Below are 18,513 nucleotides of genomic sequence, written 5' to 3'. Positions count from 1 at the left end.
CTTGTCGGAACATTTACACACATTATCGCTTAGCCATCGGCAAAGGCCATAGGCATGCGGTCGGTAAACGGCTTAAACAAGTAACTCAGCAAACTGCGCTCCCCATTGCGAATAAAAACCTGTACCGGCATACCAGCTTGTACTTGCAGGCCATTCAATGCAACCACACTGCGCTCATCGAGCATAACACGGGTTGAATAATACGGCTGCTGAGTTTGTTCGTCGATTAAACGGTCTGGCGCTACTCTGATCACCTTGCCTGTTACCTTGGGGGTTTGGCTGAGGTTAAACGCGGTAAATAACAAATCCACATCGTCAGAAGCGTGCACACTATCGATAAGGTGAACTGGCAGTTTTACATCTACTTGTAATCGCTGGGTGTCGGGTAAGATATCCATCAAAACCTGCCCTTCTGATATCACGCTTCCTTGGCCCAATGTTGCTAGCCCAACAATATAGCCTTGTGAGGATGCTTGTACTTGGCTGTGAGCCAATTGAAATTCGGCTGCGGCTAATGTCGACTGATAAGTTTGAATATCCAATGTGACTTGAGCCAGTTCAGTATTAATTTGCTGCTGATAGTCGGCCAGAAAAAACTCACGCTTGGCGCGAAGTTCTGTCACTTCTACCTGTGTACTTTCCCACTCTGCTTGTGTTGATACACTTTCACCGAGCAGCTGCGCGTATGTATCTCGCAACTCAAACAAACTGTGCTTGGAGATAAACCCATCTGACTCTATCAACTCATATGCAGCAATCCGTTCCTGCATTTGTTGTTGCCGCAGTTCGAAGTTGTCCATCAAATTTGCCAACCCCTTTAACCGTGTGCTCGCAGATTGCAGGCTTGCATTAATACTGGCTAATTCAGCCTTGCACGCTTGCTCACGGCTAATAAACAAGCGCTCTTGTAGCGACATGGCCACACTCGCCGCAGTATACGTTGCTGCCGCTTGGTGTAATGCTGGCGGAAACCTCAACGCATGGTTGTCTTCACCACACGCGGTTTCAGCAAGTAGCCGCGCTTGGCTCGCCATCGCCATGTACACTTTGTATCTGGCCGAGTCGACTTCTTTTTGTACTTGCGTTGTGTCCAACTGCAACAACGGCTGGCCCAATTCAACCCACTCGCCTTCTTGTACCAACACATCGGCAACTACGCCACTGTAAAAAGGTTGTATGCTTTTTCTGTTTCCAGACACGACTACGGTGCCGTCTGCACTCACTCCGCGGTCAAGTGGCGCCAGTGCCGCCCAAATTAAAAAACCCATAAACCCAACAACAATGACTCCCCACCCCAAACGCAAATAATGTTGAGCAGAAGAGTGGGTGGAGCGAGAAGAAGAAAACACCGAAGCACTCATGAGCGTGTTCCTTGATTCACATTCAACGTGTTTTGAGCAGACGTATTCATTGCAAACTGACTTACCCCAGATGCCAGAGTTTGTGATTGATTAGACAAGGGTTGGGAAACGGGCTTAATTTTCGCTTTTTGCATCGCCGCCAATACCTCTTTACTTGGCCCAAATGCTTGTTGACGGCCTTTATTGAGCACCAGAATTTTATCGGTATGTGCTAACACCGCCGCACGATGGGTGATCAACACCACTGTTATGCCTTTTTCTTTCAGTGTCGATAGTGTGCTGGCCAAGGCCTTTTCTGCCAAGTCATCTAAATGCGCGTTTGGTTCATCCAATACCAATACACAGGGTTGCCCGTACACTGCACGTGCCAGCCCTATCCGCTGCTTTTGTCCGCCGGACAAACCCGCCCCACCGTCGCCAAGTGGCGTGTCGTAACCTTGAGGTAAAGCCACTATCATTTCATGAACGCCAGCCAGCTTCGCAGCCTCAATAACGCTTTCATTACGTTTTGCTTGTTCACAGGGAGAAGATGCCACACTGAAACGGGCGATATTGTCGCTAATGGTCCCTGCAAATAAACTCACATCTTGCGCCAAATAACCGATGTAATGCCCCAAATTTTGCTCACCGTACTGGCTCAATTCTGCATGGTCTAATGTCACCTTCCCCAAGCGTGGCTGCCAAATACCCACTAGCAGTTTAGCTAGCGAGGATTTACCAGCACCAGATCCTCCAATCACGCCCACCACTTCGCCCGGCTGTACAGAGAGCGACAAGCCACTTAAACAAGGCTGCTTTGCTCCAGGCGCAACTAAGGTCACACTGTGTAACTGTAAATGCCCTTGCGGGCGCGGTAATACCATACTGTTGTGATGGGGTGGATAATGTTGAAATAGCAGGTTGAGTTTCTTAATCGCGAGGCGAGTGGTTGTCCATTGCTTCCAATTGCCAATGAGTTGATCGAGGGGAGCCAGCATACGCCCTATCAAAATAGAACCCGCTACCATCATGCCGGCAGAAATATCTTGTTGGATCGCTAAAAGGGCACCCACACATAACATGGCCGATTGCAGGCCTATTCGCAGGGCTTTACTGATCGCACTTAATTGCCCCGTTCGCGCACTCGCCAGCGCCTGATAACGAATATACTGTCGATGTAACGATGACCAACGCGACGCTAAGTTGTCCTGCATCGACAACGCGGTAACCGTTTCAGCCCCTTGCCAATGTGCATTGGCCATTGATGACGCCTGACCAGCTAAGCGCCCAGATTGCGCCAATGCGTGACGAGACCAATATTCCCCAATCACAGACAAGAGCGCCAATAGGGCTGCGCCAATCATGGCTACCCACCCTAAAACGGGGTGAAAAAGGAACATCACACCAAGGTAAATAGGCAGCCAAGGCGCGTCGAACAAAGCAAACAGGCCGTTGCTGCTAATGTACTGGCGTACCTGATTGAGGTCTTCCATTCCTACTTTTCCGTCTGGAGAACCTGCCAGCCCCCCCGTAGTTAGCTGATGGCGTAGATTAACCTGATACAAGCGCGAGCTTAATTGCTGATCCAAACTATCGCCCATATGGATCATCACCATACTGCGTAACCACTCAAGTAGCCCCATTAGCACATATAGCCCTACGGCTAATCCGCTGAGCATGAACAGTGTCCATACATTGGCCGACGACAACACACGATCATACACCTGTAGCATGTAGACTGCGGGAACCAACAGCAATAAATTAATTACCGCGCTGAATACCGCAACGCTAATCAGTGCTGCCCGATGTGACCGTAACGCCCTCCCAATTTCAGATTGCCAAAACGACAATGCCGATGTTTGATGGTCGCGATCTCCTGCTTTCATACTTTTCCTTTGTGCATACTCTGCCGTTGGCGACGCTGATAACTCACGAAGACGCTAACGCCGAATAAACATAAAATACTCGGCCAACCAAATGCGCCTGCGCCGTTGCCGTATTCGGTGCGATCACCGTCATTTTCGGTGGCTGCGGCATCTACGTACAGGGTGATCACATTGCTCACCTGCCCAACCCGATAGGTGTTGTCACAGGTCAGAGTGTAGTAATACACCCCGGAAGTACTCGGGCTAACGTTAACACTGCCCTCGTTTTCTCTTGAGCCTTCCCAGCCGTCGTTATCTGCGCCACCACTGGCCGCACAGTTTGCCGTGCCCACACTGGTCCAGGTAATTTCAGCAATTTCGCCTAATGCTATCTGGCCGGGGGCGGCGGTTAGCGTGATGCTGGCTTCGGGAATGTCGGTATTCAGGCTCACTTCAAACACGGTGCCGCCGGTATCGTTGTAAAACTCTCGGCCTGACACAGCCGTATACGCGCGCCCCCCAAACTGAGTAGTACCATATAAATAACCATTAGTGCCTAACGACAACCCCGTCGGCACCTTGCCATCAACGTCATCGCCTATGCCACCTTTAAAAGAATGTAAATGTTCAAAACCACTGCTTTGAACTGCATCTTGCTCATCCGTGACAATATCCGCCAACACCAAGCGATAAAGGGTACCGTCATAGGTCATGCCATTTTCGTCTTCGGGATAAGGCTTGCCGTCGTAAAACCTGCCGTACAAGCTTTTATTCGCGCCACCGCTCAAGGTAGTGCCGTAAACGTTGCCGTCTGGACCAACTACCATAGGGCCTCTGGGCTGGCTGCCATCATCGCCGCTAAAGCGATGCAATATCGAGAAATGCTGACCGTCTTTTTGAATGCGAAATAAGGCCCCGTGAGCAGTAGGTCCGTCATAATGAGGATATTCAGTCACATAAACATCACCGTCTTCGCTATAGTCATAGTCGCGACCACACAAAGGGCTGGGCCGTAACAACGGGCTCCCCGTTGATAAGCTCACTCCAGTGGTATAACAAGAGCCAATAGATGTTGCCCCATAAAGGTAACCATCTGGCCCTTCTACTAAGTAGGCGGCGGTGCCTTCATTGTCGGCAACAAATTCATTCTCGCCTCGGTAGTATCGCTCCCACCAAGGAATTTCGCCCTCGTCCAACGTAAAGGTGTGCAGTATTTCAAAGCTCTGTGGATCACTTGGGTCGAGTCGATACAAGGCGCCCACTTCGGTGTTTGCGTCTGTGGGTGTGTCATCAGCGAACGGATAACCTCGTCGATAGGCCGTTAGCCCATACAGCCAACCATCACTGGCCAAAATCATGCCGTTGGGAAATTGCGCTTTACCTGCTGGGCTGGTGCCAAAGGCATGCAGGATCTGAAACTCGCCGTTTTCGTTTAAAGCGTAAATACGGCCATTGTCATCCGGCCCGCGATCAACGCCGTAAAAGGTATTGTCATCACTTAAAATCAATACGCCCAATGGCAGATGCACATTGCCTACAGACTCCTCGACGACTTCTAAATAGGCACCGTCAAATTCAGTACGGAAAATCGCCCCTTGATAGTTGGTGGGGTACGTATCTGTTTGAAAGTGGTAATAGGCGGTTGAATATAAATCTAACGAATCTGGGTGCTGCACAAATGGGCTTAAAAAGCCGCGTAAGCCCAAGTCATAGTCGTCTTCTAAATCGGACGCGATTTGATAATGCCCCTGACTTGCCGGTAAGGTGTAGAGCTGCCCTAACGCTTGTCCGCCCTTGTTAGCCATACCGTATAAATTCCCATCTTCTGCCATGATGACTGAGGTACGAGGATTACTGGCTGCGGGCCAGCCTGATGGGCCTGAGGCGTGCAATGACGTGAGATAATTCACCCTGACCTCATCGGCCGCTTGGGCATGGATACATGACATCTGTACTAAACCAGCACAGAGGCTCAATAAACAAGTGGTAACGCGAGTTAATTTCATACCAATGACATACTTTTTGGGATCGCTATAGAAAAAACAAAAACCTGCCCCCCTTACAGGCGGCAGGTTGCCAACGTTATGCGGCGATTAAGGCATCATCAGTGTATTCGGCAACACCAACGGTCGTTGCATAATCCACGCTGTAATCGCTTCCGATAGCAGCCAATAAGGCGTCAGAATCACCATTTTGCAATTCTTCAATGATTTCGTGGGTATCGTTACCTTCGCCACGATTAATCACATCACCATTTTCATCAATACCCGCATTCAGCCCAACGGTATCTAGCCCATCAATAGTGACAATTTCTTCACTGAAGCTGTATTCACCATCGCTTTCCACTAAGCCTGTACCAAAGGTAATTGAAGCAATTTCGCCATAAATGGTATGCGTAGGTGCAGAGAAGAATGTGTAGTTAAGATATTCACCTTCGGTGGTTTCTATAATAAACCCATAAGTTTGGTCGTCATTGCCAGACTCATACGCATATTGAGTACCTGAGAAAGTAAATAGTGATCCCCAAAAGCCGGTATCTACCAAAGGTGAATCGTCTTCTTCACCTGCAAACGTACCTGAGTTAGCTTCGTAATCGGCGTCACCAACAACGTCTGCGTAATCGGTGAAAAATGCCTCTAACGTGCTAAATGTGGTGGTATCAGAGAAAGTTACTGTTACTGACATACGTGTTAATTCCTATCGTAAATAATTAAAAAAAATAGGTATTGGGCTTGATAGCGTGTGTCCTTACATTCCTTGCTAATTGGTCAATACTCGCTGAACGGCTATTCACTTTTCCATGGCTAAGGTGTGTCAGCGGTAATTGGCAAAAAGCGTATTGCTGTCGCCTTGCTACCTCTCATCAACAACACTGCACTTCCTCGGCTGAAAAAATGCAGTGCTTTGAATTTGCTTGTATTACTTGCGCGCGCGCCCCACTCGAAGCACTGAAACGCCAAGCAGCATTACCAATAAGTAAGCCATTGAACCGCCACTGCGTTTTGTTACATCAAGGGAAACGCTCTGTGATACTTCATCGCCGTTAAGGTCGGTACACGTTAAGGTGTAGTTGTACTCATCAACCGCATCTGGTGTCAGAGTTTCAGTACCTGAGGTTTCCTTGTCGCCAGACCACGCATCAGACGCAGTACACGCCGCAAGATTTTCGCCTGACCAAGTGAGCGTCACACTGTCCCCACGCTTTATAGACGTTGCATCAGCAGACAAACTCAATGTGCCGGGTACGGCCAACACGTTAACTTCAGCCGTGTCTGACACAGTGTCGCCATTGAGGTCGGTACAAGTCACTGAGTATGAAGATGTGCCCATCGCACTCGGGGTAACAGATTCTGAACCCGAGGTTTCAGTGCTTGTTGACCACGCTTCAGCAATTGAGCACGACGCTAGGTTTTCACCGCTCCAGCTTACGGTAACGGCATCACCTAAGGTTATTTCTGCGCTATCCACACTTACTGTGAGCGTGCCAGGCTGGTAAACCTCGAAGGCGTATACCGTACCTAGATCTGCATCGCTGCCGCCAGTTTTCGTTGCGCCATAAAGCGTTTGCGCACCATCTACCGTCGCGCCAAGTGACAAACCAACAGGCTGAGAGCCTTGTGTGGCTTCATCAAACGCATGAACTTGCTCGTAAACATCGTCGCTGCGGTCATCTGCGCTGCCGATCACTACGCGATATAAGGTACCTGCAGCAGCTGGGTCAGCATCTTCCGTTGCCACTCCCGCTTTTGTCGTACCATAAATGTTGCCGTCGATGGCTTTAACTAATGGGCCGAATACGTCATCACCGTCTCCCGCGTCTACACCAAACTGATGCAACACAGTGAAACTCTCTGGATCTGATTTTTTCACACGCCACAAAGCTATGCTGGTAGTGCCGTATAGCCACTCACCATCTTCAATCAACGCAGGCTGTTCACTTACATTCGTATTGATTTCCCCTTCAACCGATTCACTGAAGGTGTGCAAGATTTCGATCGTGCTTGAGCCATCGGTGGTAAAGTCGGTGGCATTAATGCGGAACAAAGTCCCTGCAGGGTCACCCGCTTCAACCTGAGCAGGGTCGCCGGCTGAAATGCTGCTGGAAGCTTGTGTTGCCAGGCCGTAAACCGCTTGGTCTGTGTCACTGAATATCACAGCGCCAGGGTGGTGCCCTTTTACGTAAGCGTCGCCGCCGTTAATAATGTATTCTTCGCGAGAAAAGTCTGCCAAAAACTCTAATGCACCAGCACTGGTGTAGCGAAATAACGCCATGCCGGATGTGCTAGACGAACTTCCCCCACCGAAGTACAGGTTATCTTGCGCATCAATGGCAATTAAGCCACGCAAGCTAAAATGACTTCCGTAAAGGCTGTCGGTATCAACATCGCTGAGCAGCTGCTCTACGTCGCCATCGTCATTCCATTTAAAAAGTAATCCCGATTCAGCAACTGGCCCGGTGTAACCGAAAAAGGGCAGCATCATCGCCACTGTAGCATCGTAAACAGGGTTGGCCGCACCCAATACTGTACCGCCACTGGTTACTGCTAAACTCGGAAAGAACCCAGCCATCACACCAATCGCATTCGACGCTGACTCGTAATCGCTAGTCTCTGCACCTGGGGTAAATCGATAGTTAACACTAAACCCGCCTTGCACTACGCCGCCTTCTGGCGTCACGCCGTATAACTTGCCGTCTACGGGGTTAAACACAGGTGGTAATCGAGGATTCTTCCCTAGGGCCTCTCCTTCTGTGCCACTGGCTGAATCGAGGCTAAACTGATGCAATACCTCTAGTTCTACATCAGCCATAACCGGCATCGACGCGCTGAGTGCTGAAAGAATGAAAAATGCACTGGCGCGGAGTGCGGTATTTGGCTGCGTACCTTGTGGTACGTTCCTTTTACTTACTGACACGGGAGGTCTCCTTTTTATCTATCACTTATTGTTAACGTTAGAATGATGCTGAAAAACGGGCGCTCACCGTTCGACCGGGTGCAACCCAATATGAAGTGCCGTTCAGTTCGGCGTAATTGAGATCGGTGAGATTATCAACAGACACATTCAGCGACATGGCTGAGGTAAAATGGTATTTAACCCAAGCGTCATACACGGTCCAATCCACGAGGTCTTCGTAACTGTCACCGCCGCGTCCGTCGTTGTTTTCAACACGAATACGCGTACCTACATCCAGTGTGGCATCGAAGAACGACACACCAACGCTCAATGCCCCTTTGTATTTCGGCGGCATGTTGTAGATCATGCCGCCCCCGTTGGCTTCGCCTAAGTCGGTGGGCGGATAGCCAACAACACTGCCTAACGGGAATGGGTCGTATCCACCCGCGCCAAGATCCACATCGTTGTAGGTCGCATTGGCTTCTGCGAAAAAGCGTTGGGTACGATATTCGGCTTGTAACTCGACCCCGCGGAAAGTCACAGCGTCGTATAAATTAACAAAGGCAACATTCACACTGTTTCCGTCGGTTGCCGCAGGCCCCATAATTGGTGCTTGAACAATAAAGTTGTCCATGGTGTTATGGAAATAAACCAACTTGGCACTGAATTGGTCGTCGGCATTCCACCACGCGGCGTAATTCATATTTACGCCCACTTCTGCGTTTGTTGAACGCTCTGCTTTTAAGCTTGGGTTGGGGAAATAGGGGAAGTCGTTACCCACGTGCATGCCCCACATTAAACTCTCGGTAATCGCCGGTGGTCTCACGCCCCGACTCACTCGCGTAAAGACCTGAAAAATTTCGTCTATTTCATAGTTCAATGTGATACTTGGCGACCAAAACCCCTGATGTCGAGCCACTGCAAAATTGGTGAATAGTCGCGTTGTGCTAGGGCGTACGCCCGGTGGGTTGCTCACAGACCCCACATACATTTCGCCTTCCCCTTCCAGCGAGAAATAGTCATAACGCAAGCCAACAATCAGGTCTGCCCCAGAATCGTGACTCCATTCAGCGTTAGCGAAGGTACTAACCATCCAGCGCTCACCTTCCGGTGTTGGGCCGGTAAACCATGATACTTCACCATCGCCTTCGGTTTCTTGGCTTGCTTGGGGATCGGTCCAGTCATAGAAAAACTCAAGCCCGGTAGAAGCCGTTAGCAGGCCTGAAAGCAAACTGTGATCAGATGAAGAAAACTCTTTCAGACTCTGGTTAACCATACTGCCGCCAATAGTGTTGGTTTCATATTGCACGGCAAACTCACCGTATTCGTCGTCTTCCGACGCTGCGCGATATTGGTCATTGCGGGTGAGGTTGTAGTACAGGTTGCTACTTACATTGATGAGTGATTCATTGGGTTGCCAGTGATAGCTGACGATAGCGGTGTGATTGTAAATACTGTTTTGACTTTCGGCTTCGGCACTATTGGTTGTGTCACTCCCTTCTGCAAAGTCAGCAGAAAAGCCAATGTAGCTAAACTTAATATCTTGCGTTGGGCTGATCTTCCAGCGTGTTTTGACTAACCCGGCCCATTGGTCCTGCTCGGTAAACTGGCTCACCCCTTGCCAATAGCTGTCGGTGTTGTCGCTATTTCCGCCGTGATTGCCCTTTTCAAAAGCGCCAATCGATTTGCGACTAACCGCTGCCACCACATCCACATTGTTGTCGAACTGCTTGGCTACAGCACCAAAACCGGAGAAGTTATACCCGTTTGTGCCTGTTGTGGCACCTAGCTTGGCACCAATGTCTTGCCCTTCAGACAACACATCTGCGGTATCCAGCATTCTAAAATTAGCCACACCACCAACTACCGCCGCACCACCGACAGAGGATGACGGCCCTTTACTAATACTCACCTGAGCCAATAACTGTGGGTCGATGTACACCGCACTATTGCTGCCGTGCCCACTGCGTTGAAAGTTCTGGCGCGCGCCCTCAATCATCATATTTACGCGGCCAAAGTCTTGTAAGCCACGAATGTTTACCGCAACGCCTGGCTCCTGACGGCTTTGCGCTGTGTGCACGCCTGCCGTGGCAGAAAACACATCAGACGCACTACGCGCTGTCACTCGCGCCAATTGTGCGGTCTCGATGACGGCATCACCGGTTGGCTGATGGTAAATTTCTCGCCCCCCTTGCACCTTTAGCGTATCGAGTTGAATTGCGCTATCAGTGGCAGAAGTCACAGGCGTTACTTCAAGCCGAGGCAAAGAAGACGACTGGGCAAAGAGACGGTACTGACCTGGCTGAATTTGTTCAGCTTGGACACCCGTGTCTTTTAACAGTATGGCCATACCTTCTTCGGCTGAATAATACCCCGTTAACCCCTCTACCGATTTTCCTTTGGTTAAGGCTGGGTCGAAAATCAACACGATATTGGCGTGATAAGCGAACTGATTTAGTACGCTTCCCAAGTCTCCAGCGGGAATAGTAAACGCCAGTTTTTCTGTTTTTTCCGCTTGTGCCTGAGCCTGCACAGCGCCGCTACAAATGAAGAGCGATAACGCAAATGTGGCGAGAAGACTCACGCCAAGTCTTCTCGCCTTCCCCATTGGCGAAGCACTACTTACCCTACAAAACATTGAATGATTCTCAATTAGATTTATGAAGTTACATTATGTATGACGGGCAAAGAAAAAAAGTAGCTACCGATTTTTTATCATTTAATGAAAAAACACAGAAAAAAGAACAACAACTCAGTAGTAATACACGCAGATCATAGCGGTCTGTGGCCTACACCGGCGTTGATCTTCAAGGGCTGTCGCCCGTGATTTAACTGGCTCTAGGGCTGGGTTTTGCGGATAGTTACAACGTCACCCCAATAGTCGTCTATTTGAAGGTGATAATCATTGGCGAGTAAATGTAGGGTTTGGGCAATATCGTCGATTGAAAATACACCGGATACTTTGTCTGACGCCATTGCATCTTTGTCGAACAGAAGCACCCCATCGTGGTATCGCGACAACTCAGTTAACACCGCTGCCAAGGTTTGATCTTCAACCACAAGTTTACCTTGGGTCCAGGCAAGCGCACCAAAATGCGAAGGATATGGTTGAGTTAGTTCGCCGTGTTGGATAGACGCAGCATAACCCGCAGGAATAACCACACAAGCGTTAGTTTGTTGATAAAAAGCAGGCGTACTGTCGATAGCTCCCGCACCGGGCAGACACAAACGCACTGTCGATTCCACAACATCGACACGCATCATGTCATCCCGCAAACTCACGGCGTACTCAGTCCCGAGTGCCATCGCGGTTCCTTCGGTGGTTGCCACTACAAATGGGCGCGAAGGCGCCGTGACCACATTCGCTAACACCTCGCCCTCTTCTAATACAACTCTGCGCTGCGCATCGGAATATTCAACGTGAACGCTGGCACCAGAGTTGAGTAACAAGTGGTTACCGTCTTGCAGGCTAAATGCACTGCGCGAGCCAATAGCCGCGGAATGGTCAAGGCTGTCAGCCGAATGAAAAAACGGCCAGGCCAACAGTGAACATAGGACAACGGAAAGCAGTGTGACCGCCGATTTTTTTACAGAATTCACATTCAGCGGGTGCGACAATACGTCGTGTAATGCGGCGCGAGAGGCTTTGCTTTCATCACCAGATAAGGTGTCAAACTGATGCCATACGCGTTTCATTTTTTCGTAAGCTAAGGAGTGTTGTTCATCGGCTTGTTGCCAGCGCTCGAAAGCAACAATGTCTTCAGGCGACACATCTTCGTCGTTCAGTGTGGCATGCCAAAAGGCCGCTTGCTCGATGGCGGCGTTGCTGGGTTGTTGAGCGTTAATGTGAGGATTGTCCATGAGCCTTTGCTTTGTTTGAACGACACACGTGATTTACACGTCGTCATCTACTCGATAGCAATGCACCATTGCCTGTGCAATATACTTTTTCACCATACTCACAGACACGCCTAAGGCGTCGGCAATTTCTTTGTGTCGCATGCCGTCAAGTCGGCTCATCAAAAATGCAGTACGCGGTTTTTCTGGTAATCCTTCTAACATTTCAGCAATACTCACAAGCATTTGAATGGTATTGACAACGTGCTCCGCAGACGAGTCGGTTGCCATGGCCGCCTCGCTATTCGCGAGTCGCTGTAAATAGGCTTCTTCTATTTTCTTGCGCCGATACCGGTCGACAATCAAGCGGCTGGCAATTGTCGTTAAATATGCGCGAGGTTCTTTGATATTGCTTAAGTCAAATTTATCACTCAGCAACTTTACGAAGGTGTCTTGGGTTAAATCGGCCGCGTTTTCAGCACAACCGAGCTTTTTCCGCAACCAGCCCCAAAGCCAGTCATGATGCTCGACATACATCACTTTTAGTGTATTTTCATTCACCAACGCCGCGCCCCTTATTTGCTAAATATCACCCGTTTAGGGTTAGCAACCACCCAATCAAGAATGATTATTATTATCAATTAAATAATAAAAGTGCAAGTAAGAAGTCAGATTCGATTAAAAAAACTTAAAAAATTCACATTTATTTGGGCGAAAAATACAAGCTACAAGTAACTCGACAATAACGCAAGCCACAGATACCCCCTGCAGCTTGCATTCAGCTAAATAAAAAGTGAAGGTTGGCACGCAGCAATCGCTGCACAGTAACAGCAGTAAATACTATTGCTTGCTGAGAGTCAGAAAAGATGCAACAACAGGTTTGAGTTGGCGGTATTCTTCTGGAGTCAGAAATTGACGGGCAATGGCGTCAAACTCCCCCGATTCATACATTTTTTGCAGTTGCCGATTGAACTGCTCAAGAAAGGCAAGACTATCTGGGTGCTGATTACACATCAAATACCCCACATCGTAGTGAGGCACTTCTGCAATCGTGTAACTTCTTACCAACTTCGCCATATCTGAATTATTGATGATCGACGGATAAGACAAATAAAAATCAACTCTTCCTTGAATCAGCATGTTCAACAATGAATCGTATGGATTAGAACCGTGGAGTATGTAGAGGTTTTGCGCGGGGATCTTTTGGATCTGCGCATCGAGTACGGCGCCATATGAGTGGCTAGCCCCAATCAACAACGTGTAGTTTTCGTGACTGGCCATAAGTGCGGACAAGCTCGCTACTTCGCCTTTCTGATTAAGAAAACGCGGGTCGATTGCCTTGCTTCCGACATATTGGTAAAGCGTGCGATTAACAAACACATCTGTGGGGAGGCTAAATCTATATTTGTCTATGCGCTCAGGTGTTTTGAGGCGATAGGGTGTGCACATAGGCACATCATCGTCCATTAGCATTTCAATGCGCTGTGTCGACGCAAGGTAAATGGCTTTTACCGCCAACCCCTTAAGCGCTGATTCATACACTTTTTCAGGCATGTACGCCGCGTCTTCTCCTTCATTCATCACCCCAATAAACTGTTTGTCATCGGTCACTATCACCATAGTACTCGCCAATGAAGACAAACTAATTAGAATGGCAGGGAGGATTGTGAAGGTACGTATTTTACTGATCACGTTGGTAGCCTACTTCTCAAATGCATATCCAATCGCAACAAACAACCGGATGGAACGTTGGCGGACACAAAATCCACTCTGCTAATGATACTATTTTGAGCGCTTTTCAGCGCTTACTTTAGTCGACAAAGTCGCAAAAAAACCACACATCAGACCAGTAAAACTTTGGTCTACTTTTTAACTGAATCGATCAAGTTAAGCTAAAACCATGCAATTAAAGGGAAATCTTTAAAAATCAATACGTTCATTTATAAAAGTGCATATATCCCCCCTTACTCACCAACAATAATAAGATTTTGTTATTACTGACATAACTTTACATGATAATAATTTTCACTTACATTCCTCTGCGCACTCAATTCTCATTAGCATTTAACTCCTCTCACTGGAAAAGGGAACACCATGTCAAACAAAGAAAAGTTTGGTTCAGGCGCATTGCTCACCGCGCTAGCACTCTCTGTTTCAACAGCTTACGCTGACGAGACGCCGAATGACAAAAAATCGGCGGATGACGATCAACAAGCCATTGAATTGATTAAGATCCACGGCGTAAGAAACTCGATCTACAACGTCAAAAAATCGGGTGATGCACGTCGTATCGCCGATCTAGTTGACACCCCAGCAACGATCACAGTTTTGACCAAAGACCAAATTGAAGAGATGGGCCGTAGCGACTTAAAAGAAGTATTATCTACGCAAGCTGGTGTGACCTTGGGCACGGGTGAAAACGGTAACGCCTTTGGTGATCGTTATATCATTCGTGGTCACGAAGCGCGTTCAGATGTGTTTGTCGATGGTTTACGTGACCCTGGTATGAACACTCGTGAAAGCTTCTCGGTTGAACAGATCGAAATTACCAAAGGACCAAGCTCCACCTTTGCTGGTCGTGGTTCATCAGGTGGCGCCATTAACAGCATCACCAAAAAAGCGAACTTGGGTTATGACTTTGGCCGTGTCGATGTGGGTTTTGGTACCGACAACTACCTACGAGCCACAGTAGATGTGAATACCCCCTTGTCAGATAACTTCGCAACGCGTATCAATGTTATGACAGCCACCGAAGATGCGCCCAAGCGCGATGGAGCTGAACGTGAGCGTACCGGCATTTTGGCGTCTGGCCTATACGATGACCTGCAAAAAACCAAAATTTGGGCCGACGTGTATTACCTCAAAGCCGAGGATGTGCCTGATTTAGGCTCGACCGCAGTAAACAATGTCATTATTGAAGACATTCCTGTGTACGCACAAAAAGGCGATTTTCTAACGTCTGAAGCGCTGTCGGGAACCTTACGCGTTGAATATGAAATCAACGACGACTGGAAAATCTATAGCATCACTCGTTATGGCAAAACAGACAACGGCTATCTTGCTACCAGTGCAGGTGGAACCACAGGTTATGCCACTGAAGAAGATGCCACTAACGGTACCAATGGTTTTACCACCTTTACATTTGGCTCTCACTCAAACTGGCAGGATGTTGAACACTTTGCTACTCAGTTCAACGTGTTCGGTAACGTCGCTACTGGCTCAGTAGAACACAAACTCTTATTCAGCGCCGAGTACGCAGATTACTCCGTACTTAATGGTCGTTACGCTGACACAGGTTCAGCCTCAATAGCAAACTGCTGGGCTTCTGGTCGTGGTGGTCTTAGCAATACTTTTTGTGGGTTAGACGCAAACGGCAACGCTGTTGACGGCCTCAATACGGTTATCGATCGTTCTGCCGCCTACGAAGGCGACTTTACTGCAGATTACAACTACGAAGTGAGCGCCTTGTCGGTCATGGATACCATCCAAGTTACTGATGCATTAATGGTATTTGCGGGTATTCGCGTTGATGCTTACGACTACAGCAACGACACTGTTGGTCGCGGTGGTGAAGCACTGTACGCCTTTGATGATACCTTGGTGAATGGTCATTTAGGTCTGGTATACGAAGTGGTAGACGATATTAACGTTTATGCGTCATACGGTACTGCTTCCAATATTAACGGCGGTGAGTCAGATGTTGGTGGTAACTGTGGTTACGGCGGTGTATGTACCGACTCAGACGGCAATGCCGCAGCTGACCCAGAGAATGTGCAAAACTTTGAGATTGGTACAAAAATGTCACTGATCGACGAGTCTTTGTTTGTCCAATTAGCCGCGTTTAAGATGACCAAAGATGACGTAATGGAAGGCTCTGGCCGAGGTTATGATGTTACGGGTGCACTAAACACGGGTAAAAATGAAGTAACAGGTGTGGAATTGGCCATCAACGGTCAGGTAACAGAAAACCTAAGCATTCAAATTAACGGTGCGGTAATGGATTCTGAAATTCTAAAATCAGCATCTAACCCCGACAGTGTCGGTTTACCACTCGCGTTGTTTGCCAATAAGAGTTTTTATGCACAAGCTCGTTACCAGCTAACCGAAGACTTTGCATTTGGTGGTGACTTTACCTACAAAGACAGCATGACTGGCGGACAACCTGATACTGGCTCCAATGGTCCGGAAGTGCCGTCTTACCGCCTAGTTAACCTATTTGCGTTGTACAACATGACTGACGATCTAACCGTCAGGGTAAACCTTGGTAACGTATTCGATAAAGAGTACTATACCTCGACTTACCGCGCGCCGAAGTTTATGTACATCGGCGATCGCCAATCGTTCCGCGCAACCGTTACTTACCAGTTTTAAGGATTACTCATGGTTTTGATCGAACAACTGCTTAGCAAAGAAGAAGTGGCGATTTTTCGTAAGCACCTCGATCAAGTTCCGTGGCAAGATGGTAAGGGCACTGCTATGGGCATGTCGGCTTCGGTCAAAGACAATGCCCAAGCAGACGCCAGTAACGATACTGTGAAACAGCTAGCCAATGCGCTGTTAGCAAAATACGGCGAGACACCAAAATTGGTGTCTGCCGTTCTTCCTCAAAAAATCTTTCCTCCGTGCTTCAACCGCTATGCTCAAGGCGAAACTTACGGCTTTCACGTTGATGCATCTATTATGCGTATGCCGCAGTCATCAGAGGTTTTGCGTTCAGACATGTCAATGACGCTGTTTTTGTCGGAACCCGATGAATACGAAGGCGGTGAACTGGTTATAAAAACCGAGTTTGGTGAGCAGCGTGTAAAACCTCAAGCGGGTGATGCCGTTACCTACCCATCGAGTAGTTTGCATCAAGTTACGCCAGTAACGGCAGGCGTTCGATTTGCCGCGATAACGTGGATGCAGAGCTTAGTCGCCGACACCCACATGCGCGAAATTCTTTTCGAACTCGACCAAAATATTCAGCAATTGCTGAACAATGACACCGTGTCCCGAGCACAACTTGATAGTTTGCATCACGTTTACCATAACCTGATACGCAAACACGCTCAGTTATAGCTAGCTGGGAAAAGAAAAACTCACACCCTCTCTTACACCACTAGAAGGCCAGCGCTGGGTGATTGTTTTTCGTTTGGTATAAAACTTGACGCCGTCTGGACCGTAAGCGTGTAAATCGCCAAACAAAGAGCGCTTCCAACCACCAAAGCTGTGATATGCCACAGGAACAGGAAGTGGCACATTAATACCTACCATTCCCACTTGAATATAGTCTGAAAAATAACGCGCAGCTTCGCCATCACGGGTAAAAATGCAAGTACCGTTGCCGTATTCGTGATCATCGATCAGCGCCATTGCAGCTTCCATACTGTCTACGCGTAATACCTGCAATACTGGCCCAAAGATTTCAGCCTGGTAACTATCCATTTTAGGAGTAACGCGGTCGATCAGGGTCGCCCCCACATAAAAACCTTCTTCGTGGTCAACAACTTGGGTGTTGCGCCCGTCTACCACAATGGTGGCGCCTTGTTGTTCCGCGTGAGTAATAAAGCTTTCTACTTTACCCTTGTGAGATTGGGTGATCAAAGGGCCAAAGTCGTTGTCAGGGTTGTCAAATGACCCTACTTTCAAATTGCACATGGCCGTTTGCAGTTTATCTACGAGTTGGTCGGCCACTTTGTCGCCTACTGCCACCACGACAGACAGAGCCATACACCGTTCACCAGATGAGCCGAATGCAGCTCCAAGCAATTGATTAACCGCATTGTCTACGTCGGCATCGGGCATCACGATAGCATGGTTTTTTGCTCCGCCTAATGCTTGGCAACGCTTGCCATGTTGATTCGCTGTCGCGTAAATATATTCAGCAATCGGCGTAGACCCAACAAAGCTTACCGCTTTAATTCGCGCGTCGGTTAACAAAGTATCTACCGCTACCTTATCGCCATTCACAACGTTAAACACACCGTCAGGCAACCCAGCTTCTTTTAGCAACTTCGCTAAGAAAATCGCACAACTTGGGTCGCGTTCAGACGGCTTAAGTACGAAGGTATTACCACATGCAATTGCGAGCGGAAACATCCACAACGGCACCATGGCAGGGAAATTAAACGGGGTAATCCCCGCAACCACACCAAGGGGTTGAAACTCACTCCACGCGTCAATGCCTGGGCCGACGTTTTTGCTGTGTTCCCCTTTCAACAGTTGAGGCGCGCCACACGCAAACTCCACGTTTTCGATGCCGCGTTGTAACTCACCTGCCGCGTCGTGGGCAATTTTGCCATGTTCCTGACCAATCAGGTTGATAATGGTGTCGGCGTGTTCTTCGAGCAGCGCTTTGTAACGAAACATCACTTGCGCGCGCTTATTCACGGGCGTATTGCGCCACGCAGGAAACGCAGCTTGCGCATTAGCAATTGCTTCTGACACCGTTGATTCTGATGCCAACAACACCAATTTTTCAGCTTTTCCCGTTGAAGGGTTATACACCTCTTGTAAACGTCCTTCCGGTGTACAGGTTTCGCCATTAATAAAGTGGCCAACTACTTTCATCGTGTTCCCTTTTTCCATTCTGTTCG

12 protein-coding genes are annotated in these 18,513 nt (G+C 48.5%); 2 read left to right on the top strand and 10 right to left on the bottom strand.

What is annotated here, in order from left to right; all coding sequences use genetic code 11:
• Positions 1–29: 29 nt before the first annotated feature.
• The 9 genes from ACXAH6_RS10720 to ACXAH6_RS10680 form a co-directional block, all read right to left on the bottom strand.
• On the bottom strand, positions 30–1,361 hold the full coding sequence (locus ACXAH6_RS10720) for an HlyD family type I secretion periplasmic adaptor subunit (protein ID WP_474876689.1): 1,332 nt from the start codon (positions 1,359–1,361) through the stop codon (positions 30–32).
• Positions 1,358–3,226, bottom strand: a complete 1,869-nt coding sequence (locus tag ACXAH6_RS10715; protein WP_474876687.1) for a type I secretion system permease/ATPase — start codon at positions 3,224–3,226, stop codon at positions 1,358–1,360. Before ACXAH6_RS10715 ends, ACXAH6_RS10720 begins: the two co-directional genes overlap by 4 nt.
• Positions 3,223–5,211, bottom strand: coding sequence for a choice-of-anchor tandem repeat GloVer-containing protein (locus tag ACXAH6_RS10710; protein ID WP_474876686.1), 1,989 nt, complete (start codon positions 5,209–5,211; stop codon positions 3,223–3,225). The genes ACXAH6_RS10715 and ACXAH6_RS10710 overlap by 4 nt, the downstream gene beginning before the upstream one ends.
• Before the next feature lie 76 nt (positions 5,212–5,287).
• Entirely contained in the window at positions 5,288–5,890 is a 603-nt protein-coding gene (locus ACXAH6_RS10705) for a heme acquisition protein HasA (protein ID WP_474876684.1), read from the bottom strand.
• A 234-nt stretch (positions 5,891–6,124) separates the two neighbouring features.
• Positions 6,125–8,119 (bottom strand): hypothetical protein, encoded by a 1,995-nt coding sequence (locus ACXAH6_RS10700; protein WP_474876682.1) that lies wholly within the window; start codon positions 8,117–8,119, stop codon positions 6,125–6,127.
• Between the two features lie 37 nt (positions 8,120–8,156).
• Positions 8,157–10,682, bottom strand: a complete 2,526-nt coding sequence (locus ACXAH6_RS10695) for a TonB-dependent receptor (RefSeq protein ID WP_474876681.1) — start codon at positions 10,680–10,682, stop codon at positions 8,157–8,159.
• Between the two features lie 254 nt (positions 10,683–10,936).
• Complete coding sequence (locus ACXAH6_RS10690; RefSeq protein ID WP_474876679.1) at positions 10,937–11,959, bottom strand: FecR family protein; 1,023 nt, start codon at positions 11,957–11,959, stop codon at positions 10,937–10,939.
• 33 nt (positions 11,960–11,992) lie between these two features.
• A complete protein-coding gene (locus ACXAH6_RS10685; RefSeq protein ID WP_474876677.1) occupies positions 11,993–12,496 on the bottom strand; it encodes a sigma-70 family RNA polymerase sigma factor in 504 nt (167 codons plus the stop codon).
• Positions 12,497–12,775: 279 nt separating this feature from the next.
• Positions 12,776–13,627, bottom strand: coding sequence for a transporter substrate-binding domain-containing protein (locus ACXAH6_RS10680; RefSeq protein WP_474876676.1), 852 nt, complete (start codon positions 13,625–13,627; stop codon positions 12,776–12,778).
• A gap of 402 nt (positions 13,628–14,029) precedes the next feature.
• Between ACXAH6_RS10680 and ACXAH6_RS10675 the strand changes: the two genes are divergently transcribed.
• The gene (locus ACXAH6_RS10675; RefSeq protein ID WP_474876674.1) at positions 14,030–16,306 is read left to right on the top strand and encodes a TonB-dependent receptor; all 2,277 of its coding nucleotides are present in this window, start codon (positions 14,030–14,032) and stop codon (positions 16,304–16,306) included.
• Positions 16,307–16,315: 9 nt separating this feature from the next.
• Complete coding sequence (locus ACXAH6_RS10670) at positions 16,316–16,996, top strand: Fe2+-dependent dioxygenase (protein WP_474876672.1); 681 nt, start codon at positions 16,316–16,318, stop codon at positions 16,994–16,996.
• Here the strand turns inward: ACXAH6_RS10670 and ACXAH6_RS10665 are convergent, their stop codons facing one another.
• Complete coding sequence (locus ACXAH6_RS10665) at positions 16,997–18,487, bottom strand: CoA-acylating methylmalonate-semialdehyde dehydrogenase (RefSeq protein ID WP_474876670.1); 1,491 nt, start codon at positions 18,485–18,487, stop codon at positions 16,997–16,999. It lies immediately after the preceding gene.
• Positions 18,488–18,513: the final 26 nt, after the last annotated feature.

It is taken from the genome of Alteromonas sp. ABE4_545 (genome assembly GCF_056161325.1).
The sequence above is the reverse complement of the archived record's forward strand: the minus strand, read 5'-3'. Positions and strand labels throughout refer to the sequence as shown.